General features: G+C 71.3%; 17 protein-coding genes. 8 read left to right on the top strand and 9 right to left on the bottom strand.

Annotated elements, in window-relative coordinates; genetic code table 11:
- Positions 1–16 precede the first annotated feature (16 nt).
- Positions 17–934 (bottom strand): LLM class F420-dependent oxidoreductase, encoded by a 918-nt coding sequence (locus E1294_RS32475; protein WP_132514787.1) that lies wholly within the window; start codon positions 932–934, stop codon positions 17–19.
- A 119-nt stretch (positions 935–1053) separates the two neighbouring features.
- On the opposite strand from E1294_RS32475, the gene E1294_RS32470 reads away from it, so the two are divergent.
- From E1294_RS32470 to E1294_RS32455, 4 genes are read left to right on the top strand one after another with little or no spacing between them, the layout of a single operon-like run.
- Positions 1054–2043: a glycoside hydrolase family 18 protein gene (locus tag E1294_RS32470; protein WP_132514786.1), complete on the top strand. Its 990-nt coding sequence runs from the start codon at positions 1054–1056 to the stop codon at positions 2041–2043.
- A 51-nt stretch (positions 2044–2094) separates the two neighbouring features.
- Positions 2095–3210 (top strand): sensor histidine kinase, encoded by a 1116-nt coding sequence (locus E1294_RS32465; protein WP_132514785.1) that lies wholly within the window; start codon positions 2095–2097, stop codon positions 3208–3210.
- Positions 3207–4313 carry a sensor histidine kinase gene (locus E1294_RS32460; protein ID WP_132514784.1) on the top strand — a complete coding sequence of 369 codons (1107 nt, stop codon included), beginning with the start codon at positions 3207–3209 and terminating at the stop codon, positions 4311–4313. The genes E1294_RS32465 and E1294_RS32460 overlap by 4 nt, the downstream gene beginning before the upstream one ends.
- Before the next feature lie 34 nt (positions 4314–4347).
- Positions 4348–4947, top strand: a complete 600-nt coding sequence (locus tag E1294_RS32455; RefSeq protein WP_132514783.1) for a response regulator transcription factor — start codon at positions 4348–4350, stop codon at positions 4945–4947.
- A 54-nt stretch (positions 4948–5001) separates the two neighbouring features.
- Here the strand turns inward: E1294_RS32455 and E1294_RS32450 are convergent, their stop codons facing one another.
- The gene (locus E1294_RS32450; protein WP_132514782.1) at positions 5002–6252 is read right to left on the bottom strand and encodes a class I SAM-dependent RNA methyltransferase; all 1251 of its coding nucleotides are present in this window, start codon (positions 6250–6252) and stop codon (positions 5002–5004) included.
- Positions 6253–6341: 89 nt separating this feature from the next.
- Here E1294_RS32450 and E1294_RS32445 point away from each other — a divergent pair, with 89 nt between their 5' ends.
- Complete coding sequence (locus tag E1294_RS32445; RefSeq protein ID WP_246083443.1) at positions 6342–7979, top strand: alpha/beta hydrolase; 1638 nt, start codon at positions 6342–6344, stop codon at positions 7977–7979.
- Here the strand turns inward: E1294_RS32445 and E1294_RS32440 are convergent.
- Positions 7966–10008, bottom strand: coding sequence for an APC family permease (locus tag E1294_RS32440; RefSeq protein WP_132514780.1), 2043 nt, complete (start codon positions 10006–10008; stop codon positions 7966–7968). The two genes, E1294_RS32445 and E1294_RS32440, sit on opposite strands and share 14 nt — an antisense overlap.
- A gap of 103 nt (positions 10009–10111) precedes the next feature.
- Here E1294_RS32440 and E1294_RS32435 point away from each other — a divergent pair, with 103 nt between their 5' ends.
- Together E1294_RS32435 and E1294_RS32430 are read left to right on the top strand one after the other, a co-directional pair.
- Positions 10112–10777, top strand: a complete 666-nt coding sequence (locus E1294_RS32435; protein WP_132514779.1) for a potassium channel family protein — start codon at positions 10112–10114, stop codon at positions 10775–10777.
- Positions 10777–11436: a potassium channel family protein gene (locus E1294_RS32430; RefSeq protein ID WP_132514778.1), complete on the top strand. Its 660-nt coding sequence runs from the start codon at positions 10777–10779 to the stop codon at positions 11434–11436. Before E1294_RS32435 ends, E1294_RS32430 begins: the two co-directional genes overlap by 1 nt.
- Before the next feature lie 53 nt (positions 11437–11489).
- On the opposite strand, the gene E1294_RS32425 is transcribed toward E1294_RS32430, so the two are convergent.
- Positions 11490–11717 carry a hypothetical protein gene (locus E1294_RS32425; protein ID WP_132514777.1) on the bottom strand — a complete coding sequence of 76 codons (228 nt, stop codon included), beginning with the start codon at positions 11715–11717 and terminating at the stop codon, positions 11490–11492.
- 153 nt (positions 11718–11870) lie between these two features.
- On the opposite strand from E1294_RS32425, the gene E1294_RS32420 reads away from it, so the two are divergent.
- Positions 11871–13601 (top strand): HAD hydrolase family protein, encoded by a 1731-nt coding sequence (locus E1294_RS32420; RefSeq protein WP_132514776.1) that lies wholly within the window; start codon positions 11871–11873, stop codon positions 13599–13601.
- A gap of 72 nt (positions 13602–13673) precedes the next feature.
- Here E1294_RS32420 and E1294_RS32415 read toward each other — a convergent pair whose 3' ends face one another.
- From E1294_RS32415 to E1294_RS32395, 5 genes are all read right to left on the bottom strand, one after another.
- A complete protein-coding gene (locus E1294_RS32415) occupies positions 13674–14342 on the bottom strand; it encodes a DUF3159 domain-containing protein (protein ID WP_246083442.1) in 669 nt (222 codons plus the stop codon).
- A gap of 4 nt (positions 14343–14346) precedes the next feature.
- Positions 14347–14553 carry an OB-fold nucleic acid binding domain-containing protein gene (locus E1294_RS58315; RefSeq protein WP_225289212.1) on the bottom strand — a complete coding sequence of 69 codons (207 nt, stop codon included), beginning with the start codon at positions 14551–14553 and terminating at the stop codon, positions 14347–14349.
- 209 nt (positions 14554–14762) lie between these two features.
- Positions 14763–15401, bottom strand: coding sequence for a DUF3710 domain-containing protein (locus E1294_RS32405; protein ID WP_246083441.1), 639 nt, complete (start codon positions 15399–15401; stop codon positions 14763–14765).
- Between the two features lie 74 nt (positions 15402–15475).
- A complete protein-coding gene (dut, locus tag E1294_RS32400) occupies positions 15476–15928 on the bottom strand; it encodes a dUTP diphosphatase (protein WP_132514774.1) in 453 nt (150 codons plus the stop codon).
- On the bottom strand, positions 15925–16476 hold the full coding sequence (locus tag E1294_RS32395; protein ID WP_132514773.1) for a PaaI family thioesterase: 552 nt from the start codon (positions 16474–16476) through the stop codon (positions 15925–15927). The genes dut and E1294_RS32395 overlap by 4 nt, the downstream gene beginning before the upstream one ends.
- Between the last annotated feature and the right edge of the window lie 216 nt (positions 16477–16692).

Below are 16692 nucleotides of genomic sequence, written 5' to 3'. Positions count from 1 at the left end.
AAGCGCCGCCAATCGATTACGCCACGTGCGAGAGCACCTCGGCGGCGATCAGCTCCAGGTGTTCCAGGTCGGCCAGGTCGAGGATCTGCAGGTAAACGTGCTCCGCGCCGAGCTCGGCGAACGTGGCGATCTTCTCGGCCACCTCGGCGGGAGTGCCGGCCAGGCCCCGCTCGCGCAGGGCGGCGGGGTCCTCGCCGATGGCCGCCGCGCGCCGCTCGACCTCCGCCTGGTCGGCTCCCACGACCGTGGTCTGCGCCGTCGACAGCAGTACGGTGCGCCCGGTGCTCTCGCACGCCTCGCGCACCCGGTCGAAGGCCTCCTTGGTCTCGTCCAACGTGCGGAACGGCACGTTGTACTCGTCCGCGTACGTCGCCGCCAGCCGGGGCGTGCGCTTGGCGCCGAACCCGCCGATGATGACCGGCGGCCTGGGCCGCTGGACGGGTTTGGGCAGGGCGGGCGAGTCGGCGAGCCGGTAGTAGCTGCCCTCGAAGGAGTAGCTCTTCTCCGCCGTCCACAGACCCGTGATGATTTCTAGCTGCTCCTCGAAGCGCGCGAAACGCTCGCCCGTCGGCGGGAACGGGATGCCGTACGCGGCGTGCTCACCGTCGTACCAGCCGGTGCCGAAGCCCAGCTCGGCCCGGCCCCCGCTCATCTGGTCGACCTGGGCCACGGTGATCGCCAGCGGCCCCGGCAGCCGGAACGTGGCCGGGCTCACCAGCGTGCCCAGCCGGATCCTGGAGGTCTCCCTGGCCAGACCGGCAAGCGTGATCCACGCGTCAGTCGAGCCGGGACCCGCGTCGCCGGGGCCGATGCGCTGGTAGTGGTCGGACCGGAAGAAAGCGTCGAAACCCAGGCTTTCGGTGGCCTGTGCGACGGAGAGCAGGTCGTCATATGTCGCGCCCTGCTGGGGTTCGGTGAAGATCCTCAGCTTCATGCCCACATTATCCGCACACAACGGACGCGAATCTGAAAAGAGCCGCGCCGTGCCGCCCGCGGTTGGTAGCGTGCACCCGCCAGCGCTGTACGTAGCCGACCGAACACACGGGGTGGCCTATGCCGCGGCACACCAGGGAGCCCGGCCTGCTCCCTCGCCCTCTGGCGATCCTGGGAGCGCTCGCGCTCGTCGCGGGCACCGGCGCGGCGATCCGCCTGCTCCCGGCGAACGGCACGCCTCCGCCGGCGGCGCCGCCACCGGTCGCGCGGCCGTCGCCTTCGCTCTCGCCCGTCGTCTCCGAGGAGCCACCGACGACGACGTACATGACGTTCGTCGACACCGCCCGCGAGCCCGAGTTCGACCTTCCCGCGCGGTCCCGCCGCACCGGCGTCCGCCGGTACGCGCTCGGCCACCTCGTCGCGGGCGGCGACGGCTGCGTGCCGGCGTGGACGGGCTCCCGCGCCCCCGGCAAGCGGATCGGCCGGCTCAGGGCGCTGGGCGGCGACGCCGTGCTCGTGTTCGGCGGGTCTGGCGGGCGCGAGCTGGCCACGACGTGCACCCGGCCCGGCGCGCTCGCCACCGCCTACCGCAGGATCATCGGAGCTTACGACGCCACCACCATCGACTTCGAGGTCCGCGACAGCGCCGACAAGGGCGCCGTGCTGCGCAGGGCGGGCGCCATCCACGCCCTGCAGCAGGAGCGCGACCTGCGCGTGAGCTTCACCCTGCCGCTGAAGCCCGGCGGGCTGAGCCCGGCCGACGCGGCGATGCTGCGGACCACCCGCCGGGCGGGCGCGGACATCGGCACCGTCAACCTGCTGGCCGATCTCGAACGGAGCACGGCGCACCGCGGCCGGCTGGGCAGGGTGGCGACGGCCGTGCGAGCGGCCCGCGTCCAGATCGCGCGGGCGCAGGAGGTGGACGACCCCGGCGAGGCGTGGGAGCGCATCGCGCTGACCCCGGTGCTGGCCGCCGGCTCCGACCTCGGCGCGTCGGACGCGCGCACGCTGGCCGCGTACGCCACCCGCCACCGGCTGGCCTGGCTGTCACTGCGCGGAGCGAGGCCACCGCAGGGCGTCTCACGGATTCTCTGGCGGGCGCTGTCCTGAATATAGTCTTCCGGGGAGCGGTGAGGATTTTGTCAGCAAGGGGAGGGCGTGATGGCGGCACGTCCCGACACGGCCAGAAAGCTCCTCATCTATTGGATGGACGCCGCGATAGTCCTCATGGCCGTGATGTTCGGCGTGATCATCGTCGCGGAGACGGCGTCCGGCACGATCACCGTCCCCCGCACGGCGGCCATCCTCGTGTGCCTGCTCGGCTTCTTCGGACTCTATCCCTTCCTCCTCAGGCAGGCCTTCGACCACCGGCCCAGGCCCACACCGAAACTGGCGCTCGCAGCGGTGTTCGCGGGCGGCATGCTGCCGCTCATGCCGCACAACGGCAGCACCGCCGGCCTGCACCACCAGAGCGTCGCCCTGTGGTTGTCGGCCGCCGCGCTCTATCTGCCGCTGTGGGCGACGGCCTGCCTGGCCACGGCCACGGTCACCTTGTCCGTCGCGTTCGTCGTCCACGTGACCGGCCAGGCGTGGCCGGGCGTCCTGCTCGGCGATTCGGCCATGACCGTCGTCCTGATCGGAGCCATGCTGCTGTGGCGCTGGCTCTGGTGGATCATCAGGGACGCGCACAAGAGCCGGGAGGCGAAGGCCAGCCTGGCCGTCGCGGAAGAGCGGCTGCGCTTCGCCCGTGACCTGCACGACCTGCTCGGCCACAGCCTCGCGGTGATCACGCTGAAGAGCGAGCTGGCCGCCAAGCTGACCACCAAGGACACCGCGAGGGCGGCCGCCGAGATGGCCGCCGTACGCGAGCTGGCCGGCGAGTCGCTGGCCGAGGTGCAGCAGGCCGTGCACGGTTACCAGATGCTCGACCTGGACGAGGAGCTCGACGGCGTACGCGTCGCGCTGGAGGCCACGGGCGCCCGCTGCGTGATCGAGGCCAGGGCCGACGAGCTGGCACCGGAGGCCAGGACGCTGCTGGCGTGGGCGGTGCGCGAGGGCGGCACCAACGTGCTCAAGCACAGCAGGGCCACCCGCTGCGCCATCACGATCGACGGGGGCGTGCTCGAGATGGTCAACGACGGCGTGAACGGGCAGCCGGGCACGACCGGCAACGGCCTGCGCGGGCTGTCGGAGCGGCTGGTCGCGGCGGGCGGCTCGTTCTCCGCGGCGCCCACCAGGTCGGGCGAGTTCCTGCTGCGCGCGACGGTGCCGTCATGAGAGTCATCTCCCGCGTGCGGAACGCGACGAAATACGACAAGGCCCGCTGGCTGATCATCTGGTCCTCGGACCTTCTCCTGCTGCTGTCCGCCGTCGGTTTCTTCGACCTGTACGTCCGCTGGCAGATGGGTCTGCCCTGGCCGGCGGTCGTGACCGCCGCCGTGTTGCTGCTGGTCTTCACCGTGCTCAGCACGCGGCCGTTCAGGATCGCCGTCAGGGGCGGGAAGCGGCCCACGGCGATCCTCGCGGTCACGGGGGTGATCGTCCTCCTCCTGTCGGTCCTCCCGATCGTCTGGGTGATCCCGGCGTGGCTGGGGCTGATCACGGCGTTCGCCCGCAGAACGACCATCATCGCCCTGTCGGTCGGGTCGATCGTGGTCATCAACCTGTACGTGACGCTGGCCGACTCCTTCGTTCCCGAGCTGGTGCTCATCCAGGCCGTGATGACCGCCATCGCCGTCGGCGCGGTGTGGGCCAACCTGCGGCTCTGGCACCTGACCAAGGAGGCGCACGAAGGGCAGGAGGCGCTGTCCAGGCTGGCGGTGTCGGAGGAGCGGCTGCGCTTCGCCCGCGACCTCAACGACCTGCTCGGGCAGAGCCTCACCGACATCGCGGCCGGGACCGCCCGCGCCGAGCGGACCCTGCGCTCCGGGCGGGAGGCGGCCGCGGCCGAGATGTTCGAGGTGCGCGACCTGGCCAGGCAGTCGCTGCGCGAGGTGCGCAACGTCGTCCAGAACTACCGGGCGATCGACCTGGACGAGGTCCTCGCCAGCGTCCGGGCGGTGCTGGAGGCGGCGGACGTACGCTGCACCGTGCGCGCGGAAACCGCCTCGTTGTCGCCCGAGACGCGCACGCTGCTGGCCACGGTCGTGCGCGAGGGCGCGACAAACGTGCTCAAGCACAGCGAGGCCGAACGTTGCACGATCACGATCCAGGACGGAGTGCTGGAGATGTCCAACGACGGGGTGCACGGGCCGGTGGGTCCGCACGCGCCGAACGGCCTGGCGGGGCTGGCCCAGCGCGTGCGCGCGGCGGGCGGCACCCTGGAGGCGGAGCCGGCCCGCGAGGGCCGCTACCTCCTGCGCGCGGCGGTGCCCGCATGACCGCGCACATGCCCCGTACGAGGAGGACCCCGGCATGACCACCCGCGTGCTGCTCGCCGACGACGAGCACCTCGTCAGGGGCGCCATCGCGGCCCTGCTCGACCTGGAGGACGGCATCGAGGTCGTGGCCCAGGTGGGCCGGGGCGACGAGGTCGTGCCCGCGGTGGCCGAGCACCGGCCCGACGTGGCCGTCCTCGACATCGAGATGCCGGGCATGGACGGCCTGAGCGCCGCCGAGCAGATCAGCTCCCAGTGCAAGATCGTCATCCTGACCAGCCTGGGCCGTCCCGGCTACCTGCGCCGGGCCATGGCGGCGGGCGTGAGCGGCTTCCTCGGCAAGGACGCCTCGGCGGAGGAACTGGCGATGGCCATCCGCAAGGTCCAGGCGGGCGGGCGCTACCTCGACGCCGAGCTGGCCGCCGCGGCGATGGCCGCCGGCGACAGCCCGCTGACCGAGCGCGAACGCGACGCCCTCCGTCTGGCCGGCGACGGGGCCACGATCTCCAGGATCGCGGGAGAGCTGCACCTGACAGAGGGCACCGTACGCAACTATCTGTCCAGTGCCATGACCAAGCTCAACGCGCAGAACCGCCTGGAGGCCATCCGCACGGCACAGCGCATGGGCTGGCTCTGAGCGGCTCCTCCCCCTGAGGCGAGGATGCCGGCACACCCGCCGGCGTCTCCCGGCCTACGCCCGGACGAGCAGAGCGACGCACTCCACGTGATGGGTCATCGGGAACGCGTCGAACGCCCGCAACTCCGACAGGGTGTAGCCGCGCTCCGCCAGCCAGGCCAGGTCGCGGGCGAGGGTGGCCGGGTCGCATGACACGTACACGATCCGCAGGGCGTCCAGCGACGCGATGCGCGTCACCACCTCGCGCCCCAGCCCCGCCCTCGGCGGGTCGACCACGACGAGGTCGGCCCGCTCGATCTGGAACCGGTCGAGGGCGTCCTCGACGCGCCCCCGCTCCACCCGCGCCTGCGGCAGGTCGCGGAGGTTGGCGCGGGCGTCACGGACCGCGGACTCCTCCGACTCCACGCCGAACACCGCGCCCTCGGGCCCCACGGCCTCCGCCAGGCCGGCCGCGAACAGGCCCACGCCGCAGTAGAGGTCGAGCGCCCACTCCCCCGGTTCGGGCGCGGCGTACGCCAGCACCGCGTCGAGCAGCGTCTCGGCGGCCCCGGGGTGCACCTGCCAGAAGCCGCTGCCCGCCACCCGGAACCGGCGGTCGCCCGCCTGCTCGTGCAGCACGCCTGAGCCGCGCCGCGGCACCGTGCGGCCCTTGCCCTGGTCGAGCAGGACGGAGGCGGGCGCTTCGAGGTCGGGCACCGTGACGCTGCGCCGGGGCCTGGGCGTGACGACCACGGCCCGGTCGCCGCCGGATGAGGCGATGACCTCGATGCTCGACGCGCCAGGCCAGGTGTGCTCCTCGGCGGCGACCGCCTCGACCTCGGGGTGGGCGATCAGGCAGGCGTCGACGACCTCGATCTCGTGGGAGCGGTGGCGGCGGAAGCCCAGCTCGCCGGAGGGCAGCGCGGCGAATTGCACCCGCGTGCGCCAGCCGAGGCCATCTTTGGCCCCCGGCACCTCCTCGACCACGACCTCGCGCTGGATGCCCGCCAGCCGCTGCAACTGCTCGGTCACGACCTGCGCCTTGAGCCGCCGCTGCGCCTCGGGCGTGGCGTGTTGCCAGTCGCAGCCGCCGCAGCGCCCCGGTCCGGCGTAGGGGCAGGGCGGGACTACACGATCGGGCGACGGCTCGAGGATCTCCACGGCGTCGGCCCGCAGGAACCGGGTGGTCTCCTCGGTGACGTCGGCGATCACCCGCTCGCCGGGCAGGGCGTGGCGGACGAAGACCACGCGCCCTTCGTGGCGTGCCACGCACCAGCCGCCATGGGCGACCGGACCTACCGTCAGCTCGAGAGATGCCTGTTCCACACCAACACCCTATGTGCGCGGGCGCGGCGGCCTGTCACGGGTGGGGGGCGCCGCCGTCCCCTACGGGCGGGCCGTTACCCTAGGTGATCGTGAACCAGGGGCGGGTGGTACGTCGGCGGCTCGGATTCGGGGGGACGCTGCTGGCCGTGCTGTTCGCCTGCGCCTCGCTGACGCCGTCGCTGCTGCCCCGCACGTGGCTCTACCAGGGGGTCATGGGCGCCGTCACCGGGATCATCGGCTATGCCGCAGGTGCGGCGCTGGGCGCGCTGGGGCGTTCGGTGATCAGCTACCGCCCGTCCGAGCGCGCCCGCTGGATCGCCTGGCAGGTCCTGATCGCGAGCGGCGCCGCGGTGGGGGTGATCACGCTCTGGTACAGCTATGACTGGCAGCGCGACCTGCGGGAACTCATGGGCATGGACACGCGGATCACCTGGTTCCCGCCGGTGATCCTCGCCGTGGCCCTCAGCCTGTTCGCCGTGATCCTTTTCCTGTGCAGGCTGGTACGCCTGGGCGGCCGCAGGCTGATCGGCTGGCTGGACCGGTTCGTGCCGTCGTTCGCGGGGCACGCCATCGGTGTGCTCGTCATCGCCGTCCTGGTGGGGGTGCTGGCGAACGACGTGGTGTTCTCCGGGTTCGTGGCCAGGGTGAGCGACGTCTCGTCGGTCGCCAACAAGGGCACCAACCCGGGCGTGCGCCCGCCCGTGTCGCGTTCCCTGTCGGGCGGCCCCGGCTCGCTGGTGAGCTGGGAGTCGCTGGGCAGGGAGGGCCGTAGTTTCGCCGGCAGCGCCGTCACCCCCGCCCAGCTGACCGCCTTCTCCGGCCGTCCGGCCGCCGAGCCCATCAGGGTATACGTCGGCCTCGACGCCGAGGCCTCGCCCGAGGCGCAGGCGCGGCTGGCCGTGCGCGAGCTGGAGCGCACCGGCGCGTTCGACCGGCCGATCATCGCCGTGCTCGGCACCACCGGCACCGGCTGGGTGGACGAGCACATCGTCGACGCGCTCGAGTACATGTACAACGGCCGCTCCGCCATGGTCGCGGTGCAGTACTCCTACCTGCCGAGCTGGGTGTCGTTCCTGGTCGACAGGGGCAAGGCGGCGGCCGCCGGCAAGGCGTTGTTCGAGGCGGTGCACGCCCGGCTGGCCCTGCTGCCGCTCGATGACCGGCCGCGCCTGGTGTTGTCGGGCGAGAGCCTGGGCTCGTACGAGCTGGAGCGGGCGTTCGACGACCTGGACGACATGGTGGCCAGGACGGACGGTGCCTTGTTCGTCGGGCCGCCGAACGCCGACCCGATCTGGCGGCGGCTCACCGAGGGCCGCGAGCCCGGCAGCCCCGTGTGGCGGCCGGTCTACGAAGGCGGCCGGACGGCCAGGTTCGCCCAGCACCCCGCCGACCTGAACCGCCCGCCCGGCCCGTGGCGGCACCCGCGCGTCGTCTACCTGCAGAACGCCTCCGACCCGGTGGTGTGGTGGACGCCGGAGCTGATCTACCGAAGGCCGGCCTGGCTGGAGGAGCCGCGGGCGCCGGGCATGAACCCGCAGATGAACTGGTTCCCGCTGGTGACGTTCTGGCAGGTGCTGGTGGACATGACGGCCGCGCTGTCGGTGCCGCCTGGGCACGGGCACCGGTACAACGCCGACATCGTGGACGGATGGGCCGCCGTGGCCCCGCCGCCGGGTTGGAGCGCGGGCGACACCGGCAGGCTGCGCGCGCTGATCAGCGGGAACTGAGCCGCCCCTCGTCGTCGCTCTGCTGCGCGGGACGCCGCACCGCGCCGGGCGCGAACGGCTCGGGCCTGCCCTTGAGCCGGTCGGAGGACTGCAGCTGCCAGGGCACGCTGGTCACCATGACTCCCGGCTTGAACAGCAGGCGCGCCTTCAGCCGGAGCGCGCTCTGGTTGTGCAGCAGGTGCTCCCACCAGTGGCCGACCACGTATTCGGGGATGAACACGGTCACCACGTCGCGCGGTGAGCGCCTACGCAGCGTCTTGACGTAGTCGAGGATGGGCTGCGTGATCTCGCGGTAGGGCGAGTCGAGCATCTTGAGCGGCACCGGGATGCCCAGGCGCTCCCACTCCTCCTGCAGTCTGCGCGCCTCCTCCCCCTCGACGCCCACGGTGACGGCCTCCAGCGTGGACGGCCGGGTGACGCGGGCGTACGCGAGGGCACGCATGGTCGGCTTGTGGATCTTCGAGACCAGCACGATCGCGTGGTTGCGCGCGGGCAGCATGGCCGGCTCGTAGTCCTCACTGATCTCCAGCTCCGCCGCCACGTTGTCGTAGTGACGCCTGATGCCCTTCATCATGAGGTACAGGGTCGGCATCACGATCACCACGATCCAGGCCCCGACCAGGAACTTCGTCAGCAGCACGACGATGAGCACCAGCCCCGTCATGATCGCCCCGAAGAAGTTGATCGCTCGGGAGCGGTACATCTGGTGCCGGATCCTGGGCTCGGTCTCGGTCTTCAGATGGCGGGTCCAGTGGATGACCATGCCGGTCTGGCTCAGCGTGAACGAGACGAACACTCCGACGATGTAGAGGTTGAGCAGGCGGCTGACGTCCGCATCGAACCCCCAGAGCAGCAGGCACGCGCCGAGCGCCAGAATGACGATGCCGTTGGAGAAGGCCAGCCGGTCGCCGCGGGTGTGCAGCTGGCGCGGCAGGAAACGGTCCTGCGCCAGGATCGAGCCGAGCACGGGGAAGCCGTTGAACGCCGTGTTGGCGGCCAGGAAGAGGATCAGCGCCGTCACCGCCGAGACGACGATGAACGGCGTCGACCCGCTCCCGAACACCGCGTCGGCCACCTGGGAGATGATCGGCTGCTGGTAGTAATCGGGGCCGACGGGCGTGCCGTCCGGTCTGAGCAGGTCCTCGGCGACCACCGACGGCTCGGCCACCTTCACCCCTGACGCCAGGCCGAGGGCGATGATGCCGCTGAACATGCTGATCGCCACCAGCCCCATCATCAGCAGCGTGGTGGCGGCGTTCTTGCCCTTGGGCTTCCTGAACGCGGGCACGCCGTTGCTGATGGCCTCGACGCCCGTCAGGGCGGCACAGCCGGTCGAGAACGCGCGCAGGATCAGGAACGCCGCGGCGAAGGCCGTGAGGTCGGTCTGCTCGGGCTTGATGGTGAAGTGGGCGCTGGGCGCCTGGATCTGCTCGTCCAGGACCAGCAGCCGGAACCCGCCCCAGGCGATCAGCCCCAGGACGGCGACCATGAAGGCGTACGTCGGGACGGCGAACGCGGCACCCGACTCGCGGATGCCGCGCAGGTTGACCACGGTCAGCAGGAGGACGATGACGATGGCGACGGCGGTCTTGTGCTGGCCCACGAACGGGATCGTGGCGCCGACGTAGTCGACGCCGTTGGCGACGGACACCGCGACGGTCAGCACGTAGTCGACCATGAGGGCGCTGGCCACGGTGAGCCCGGCGTTGCGGCCGAGGTTGGTGGTCGCGATCTCGTAGTCGCCGCCGCCACTGGGGTAGGCGTGCACGTTCTGCCGGTACGACGCCACGACCGTGAGCATCACGACCACGACAGCGAGCGCCACCCACGGGCTGTAGGCGTAGAAGGAGGCGCCGGCCAGGGAGAGGATGACGAGGATCTCCTGGGGCGCGTACGCCACGGACGAGAGGGCGTCACTCGCGAAGACGGGCAGGGCGACGCGTTTTCGCAGGAGCTGCTCATGGAGCTGCCCGCTTCGCAAGGCACGTCCCACGAGCACACGTTTGACGAGATCCGTCACCTTCGACACGTAACGAGATGCTAGTCCTCTGCCGGGGGGATCGAACGCGGCAGCCCCCCATCGGGCCATACTGGTGTCGAGCAACCTGCCGACCGCGAACATGCGGGGGGATATGCATATTGTGATCATGGGATGTGGCCGGGTGGGTTCGACCCTCGCCCACATCCTCGAGGACGGCGGACATTCCGTCTCCATCATCGACCGCGATCCGCAGGCGTTCCGGCGGCTGCGGGCCGGGTTCCGCGGGCGGCGGGTGACGGGTGTGGGCTTCGATCGCGACGTGCTCACCGAGGCGGGTGTCGAGTCCGCCACCGCGTTCGTAGCGGTCTCCAGCGGCGACAACTCCAACATCATCTCCGCCCGCGTGGCGCGTGAGACGTTCGGCGTCGACAACGTGGTGGCCCGCATCTACGACCCTCGCCGGGCCGAGGTCTACCAGCGGCTGGGCATCCCGACGGTGGCGACCGTGCGCTGGACCGCCGACCAGATCATGCGCCGCATCCTCCCCGAGGGCGCGGAGCCGCTCTGGCGCGACCCCACCGGCACCGTCGTCCTGGCCGAGGCGGCCGCGCACCCGTCCTGGATCGGCACGCGCGTCGTCGAGCTCGAGGAGCGGGCTCGGGCACGCGTCGCCTTCATCAACCGCATGGGCGAGGCCGTGACCATCGGCCCCGACACGGTGGTGCAGGAGGGCGACGTGCTGCACGTCATCGCCGCCGAGAGCGACATGGACCGGATCAACAAGGTGCTCGCCGCGGCACCGGAAGAGGACGACTGATGCGCGTCGCCATCGCCGGAGCGGGCGCCGTGGGCCGCTCCATCGCGGCCGAGCTCCTGGAGAACGGCCACGACGTGCTGCTCATCGACATCGACCCCGGCGCCATCAAGATCGACAGTGTGCCGCGCGCGGAGTGGCTGCTCGCCGACGCCTGCGAGATCGCCTCCCTCGACGAGGCCGGGCTCAACAACTGCCACGTCGTGGTGGCCTCCACCGGCGACGACAAGGTCAACCTGGTGGTGGCGCTGCTGTCCAAGACCGAATACGGCGTGCCGCGCGTGGTCGCCCGCATCAACCACCCCAACAACGAGTGGTTGTTCAACGAGTCGTGGGGCGTCGACGTGGCCGTCTCGACCCCGCGCCTGCTGAGCGCGCTGGTGGAGGAGGCGGTGAGCGTCGGTGACCTGGTGCGCCTGATGACGTTCCGCCAGGGGCAGGCCAACCTGGTCGAGCTCACCCTCGCCGACGACGCCCCTGTGGTGGGCCAGCGGGCCGGCTCGGTGCCGTGGCCCGTCGACGCCGCCCTGGTGGCGATCCTGCGCGAGGGGCGGGTGCTCGTCCCCACGGCGGACGATCCGCTGGAGGCGGGCGACGAGTTGCTCTTCGTGGCCAACCAGGAGGTGGAGCAGGAGCTGGCCCACCTGCTGTCGCAGCACTGACGGGAGGCCCCCTCGCGAGCGACACGCGAGGGGGTCTGTCACCGTGCTGCGCTTCAGGACTCCCAGACGAACTCGTTGATCCGGTTGGGGTCGTCCTTGTCAGAGCAGAATCTGTGGGTGTGCGGTGACTGGTCGGAGATGTCCACGTCGATCTCGCTGCTGACGTCCTTCCCGCAGGTCAGGTTCTGCGGGTCGGTGTCGTCATCGGCGATGGCGGGCACGGCCGCCAGCAGCAGGGCCGCAGTGGTCAAGGTGAGGGCGGCGACAACGCTTCTGAGCATGTTGGCTCCCGTACGGATGAGAGGGCAGTTCTGCCGGTTTTCTTACCCTCCGTAGCGAATCGCGTACTTAAGGGCTTCTTCCCGAGGTCTTTACCGTCTGCGACTGTCCGCGCCCCGGCTGGATGTCCCGCGATCGGCGGGTAGGGGGACCCCATGCGCCACAACGTGCTGGCTTGTGACTATGACGAGACCCTGGCCCGCGGGGGCCGGGTGGCCGAGACGACGATCGAGGCGCTGGAGCGGCTCTCCCGCGCCGGCATCAAACTCGTGCTGGTCACCGGACGCGAGCTCGACGACCTGCTCTCCGTGTTCCCGCACCCCGGCCTGTTCGACCTGGTCGTCGCCGAGAACGGCGGCCTGCTGTACGACCCGGGGCAGCGCACCTGCGACGCCCTGGCCATGCCTCCGCCCGCCGCGCTGGCCGACCGGCTGCGCCATGAAGGGGTCAGCCCGCTGGGCGTGGGGCAGGTGGTGGTCGCCACGCGGGAGCCGCACGACGTACGCGTCCTGGGGGCCATCCGCGAGCTCGGGCTGGAGCTGCAGGTGATCTACAACAAGGGCGCCGTCATGGTGTTGCCGCCGGGCGTGAACAAGGCAAGCGGCCTGGCCGCCGCACTCGACCGGTTGTCGTTGTCGGCGCACAGCACGGTCGCGGTCGGCGACGGGGAGAACGACCACTCGTTCCTGACCGCCGCCGAGTGCGGCGCCGCCGTCGCCAACGCGCTGCCCGCGCTCAGGGACGCGTGCGACCTGCGCCTGGCGGGCGAAGCGGGCGACGGGGTGGCCGAGCTGGCCGGCATGATGCTCTCGGGCGACCTGGACGCGGTGGAGGTGCCGCGCCGCCACGTCCTGCTCGGCCATCGCGACGGCGAGGAGGTGCGCCTGCGGCCGTACGGCTCCGGGCTCCTGGTGGCGGGCCCCTCGGGCAGTGGCAAGTCCACGGTGACGACGGCGCTGCTGGAGCGGCTCGTCGGCGACGGCTACCAGTGCGTGATCGTGGACCCGGAAGGCGACTACGCCGACTATCCGGGCGTCACCGTGCTCGGCGACCCGGACCGGGTGCCCGGCGTCGAGGAGGTCGCGCACCTGCTGGAGCAGCCACGGCAGAGCGTCGTGGTCAACCTGATCGGCCTGCAGCTGCGCGACCGCCCCACGTACTTCGCCGAGTTGCTGCCCCGGCTGACCGGCGTGCGCGCCAAGCTCGGCCACCCGCACTGGGTGGTGGTCGACGAGGCCCACCACCTGCTGCCCGCCGAGGTGCGGCGCGTGCCGCTGGGCGAGGCCGCCGACCTGGGGTCGCTGCTGATGATCACCGTGCATCCCGACGCGGTGAGCGCCGAGGCCCTGCGCCTGGTGACGACCACGATCGCGGTGGGCAGGGAGCCAGAAAGCACGCTCGCCGCGTTCGCCGGCGCCCTCGGCCGGGAGGCGCCCTCACTCGACCGGGTCGCCGATGGCGACATCGCGCTGTGGCGGCGCGGGGACGAGGCGGCCCAGCACCTCACCCTCACCCCCGCCACCGTCGAGCGCACCCGGCACCGCCGCAAGTACGCGGCGGGCACCATGGCCAAGGACAAGAGCTTCTACTTCACCGGGCCCGGCGAGCGGCTGCGGCTGCGGGCGCGTAACCTGCACACCTTCGTCGAGCTGGCCGAGGGCGTGGACGACGACACCTGGCTGCACCACCTGCGCAGGGGCGACTACTCTCAGTGGATCCGCGACTGCCTCGGGGACGCCGGCCTCGCCGACGAGGTGGCGGCGCTGGAGCGGGCGGACGAGCCGGAGCCCGCGGAGAGCAGGCAGCGGGTGGCCGACCTCATCGGCGAGCGCTACACCCTCCCCGCCGAGCCCACCGCCTTCGACCCCGACCACGACGACCGCTGAGCTCCTCCGCAGAGGGCACGGAAGGATCACGGAAGGATGCGGAAGGGCGGGCCGGGCGTCGTCGCGGAACGGTCAGACCGATGCGGCCGGTTTGATGGGGGTGCGGCCGCGGCCGAGCACCCACAACATCGCGGCGAACGCGGCCACCTGGAGCGGCCAGCCCATCACGATCTTGGCGAAGCCGAGCGCCGCCACCGCCTGATCGCCGCCGCCGAACAGGTAGACGGGCCCCTGCACGGCCACCCGCACCGCGCACGGCAACATGAGCAGCCACGTCAGCCGGGTGCAGAGCCTCACGATGCCCTGGTCCTTGTGCCAGGCCGTCGGATCGCCCGTGACCGAGCCGATCAGGAACCCGACAACCGGCCAGCGCGTGACGATCGACACCAGCATGCCGAGCATGTAGGCGGTGTTCCAGAGGATGCCGGGCAGGAAGTAGTCTTTCGCGTCGCCCGTGCGGCTGGCGAAGAACGCGCCGATCGCGATGCCGATCAAGCTGTTGATCACGAACTGCGGTGTGGACCGCTGCGCGATCCTGACCACCAACAACACGACCGACAGGGCGACGCTGATGATCAACGACAGCTTCAGGTCTTCTGTGGTGATCCAGGACACCGTGAAGGCGATCGTGGGGACCGCCGCCTCGATGATGCCGCGCACGCCGCCGAAGGCCTTGGCGAGCTGGGCTCGCACCGCCGCCTCAACCGTGTCGTGGGCGACCTCTTCTGCCTCGGCACTCACTCGATCAACTCCCTGGGCGCAGCTCGTAACGCGGATTGAACATCACCTTGCGCCCGTCCTGCATGCTGACCAGGCCCTCGGCCTTGACCGTGCGGCCGGGCTCGATGCCCGCTATCTTGCGGCGGCCGAGCCAGACCAGGTCGATCACGTCCGACCCGTCATAGAGCTCGGCCTCAAGTGCGGGAGCACCACCCCTCGGGCGCAGTGTCACTGTACGTAGCGTACCCGCCACGCAGAAGCGCCGGCGCCCGCCACACGAGGCGATGGGGGTGGCGCCGACCTCATCGGCGTCTTCCCGCAGCTCCTGGGCCTCGATCTCGGACTGGGAAGACGCCAGCCGACTCAAGAACCCGCGCAATCCCCTGCGTTTATGGGGCTCTGCCGTACTCATGATGGAGCCAGCCTATGTGATGTCAGCCGTCAGCGAATCTCACTGATCTCCGGCCCTCTCTTGAACGGGTTGAGCCCCTGCTGCTCCTGCTGCTGCTCGGCTCCCGGCTCGTTGGGACGGCGCAGCGGAATCGGCTCCTCGCGGGCCATCGGCTCGTCACCCCGCACGATCACGACGTCCTTGATGAAGTCGATGTACGCGGCCGCGATCGACTCGTCGAGCGCCGCCTTGCCGGAGATCACCGCGAGCAGGAACCAGCGTGGCCCGTCGATGCCGAGGTAGCGGGCGGGCCTGGTGTTGCCGTCGGCCTTCATCTCGCCGGTCAGCTCGCTGCCGAACGGGCCCTCCTGCTCCTCCAGGTGCTTGGCCTGGGCCAGGATCTTGGCCTTGACCTCGTCCCACAATCCCGAGCTGCGCGGCGCGGCCAGGGCCTGCAGTTGCAGCGAGCTGTCTTCGTACAGGGCCACGACGCCGACGTGCTGGTCGCCGACCGACGCCAGCCGTACGTCGAAGTCGGGATTGTGCGGCAGCCGCAGGCCGCCGAGGTCGATCCTGTCGGTGTCGGGGTGGGGCTCGTCGGCGTCCCACGGGCCGGACTCTCGGGTGGGCGCGGCAGACTCCTGCTCGATGGCCCCTTCCGGCTGCTCACGACGACGACGTCGGAACACGTTCCTCACTCTCCTTGCTCACCGGGCCGCCTGGCGGCCCGCCATGTCGAAGGGCCGCGGGCGCGACCCGCCGGTCAGCGTCCTGTCGATCCGAATCCGTTGGCGCCGCGCACCGAACCGGGCAGGCGCTGGACCTCATAGAAGGCCGCGCGCTCCACCCGCTGGACCACGAGCTGCGCCACCCGATCGCCCCGCTGGAGGCGGAACGGCTCTTTGGCGTCGGTGTTGATCAGCGTCACCCTGATCTCGCCGCGGTATCCGGCGTCGACCGTGCCGGGCGCGTTGACCAGGGTGACACCGTGCCGGGCTGCCAGGCCCGACCTCGGGTGCACGAACGCGGCGTAGCCGTCGGGAAGGGCGATCGCCACTCCCGTGCCGACGACGGCCCGCTCGCCGGGCATCAGCTCGACGTCCTCGACCGCGTAGAGGTCGGCGCCCGCGTCACCCGGGTGGGCGTAGGACGGCATCGGCAAGTCGGCGTCGAGCCGGTGGATGAGGACCTCGGGGCCCGCACCTGCGTTGGTCAAGGGTTCACCTCGTAGTCGTGTTCGGCGGCGATCGCGGCCAGATCGCCGTGCTTGGCGAAGTGTTCCATGTTCACCTCGATGAACAGGGCTGCCGCGCGGACGGCGACCGGTCCGTCGGGGGCGCCGATCCGCCCCTCAGCCTCAAGGTACGCCTTCCTGCCCGCGACGCCGTTGCACCAGGCACGCAGGTGGAGTGTCGTGCCCACGGGGACGGGGAGAAGATAGTCGGTCTCCAGGCGTCCCGTCACATAGGGCTTGTGGAACAGGTAGACGGACATCCCGATGACCTCGTCCATGGCGGCGGCCAGCACGCCGCCGTGCGCCAGCATCGGCGCGCCCTGATGCGCCTCCCCCACCGTGAACCCCGCCTCGACGGTGGACCCGTCGGGTGTCATGGCCGTGAGGTGCAGGCCGTTCGGCTGGTCGGCGCCGCAGCCGAAGCAGCGGTTGTAGTGGCTGCGCAGGGCGGTGCCCGGCGGCGGCGCCGCGGCGTGCGCCTCAGGCGGGGCGGTGCCCGGCGGCGGGGTGGTCAGGGAGGAACGCGTCACGGGTGACGAGGTTACTCCGTGTCCGCCCACCCGCGTCCATCTTCCCTTCCCGCCGCCCGCAGGCCCTCTCGGCCACCTGCGTTCCCGGCCGGCCCCACTCGGCCGATCGACCGGGCCCCGCCCCACCGCCCGGACCACACCGTCCGCTGACGTCCCCGCGGATCCGTTGCCGGTGGCCTAATCGTGTGGGCCAGCGTCGTCGCCGCGCTCCTGGGC

The organism is Nonomuraea diastatica, assembly GCF_004349015.1.
Taxonomy (GTDB): domain Bacteria; phylum Actinomycetota; class Actinomycetes; order Streptosporangiales; family Streptosporangiaceae; genus Nonomuraea; species Nonomuraea diastatica.
The sequence above is the reverse complement of the archived record's forward strand: the minus strand, read 5'-3'. Positions and strand labels throughout refer to the sequence as shown.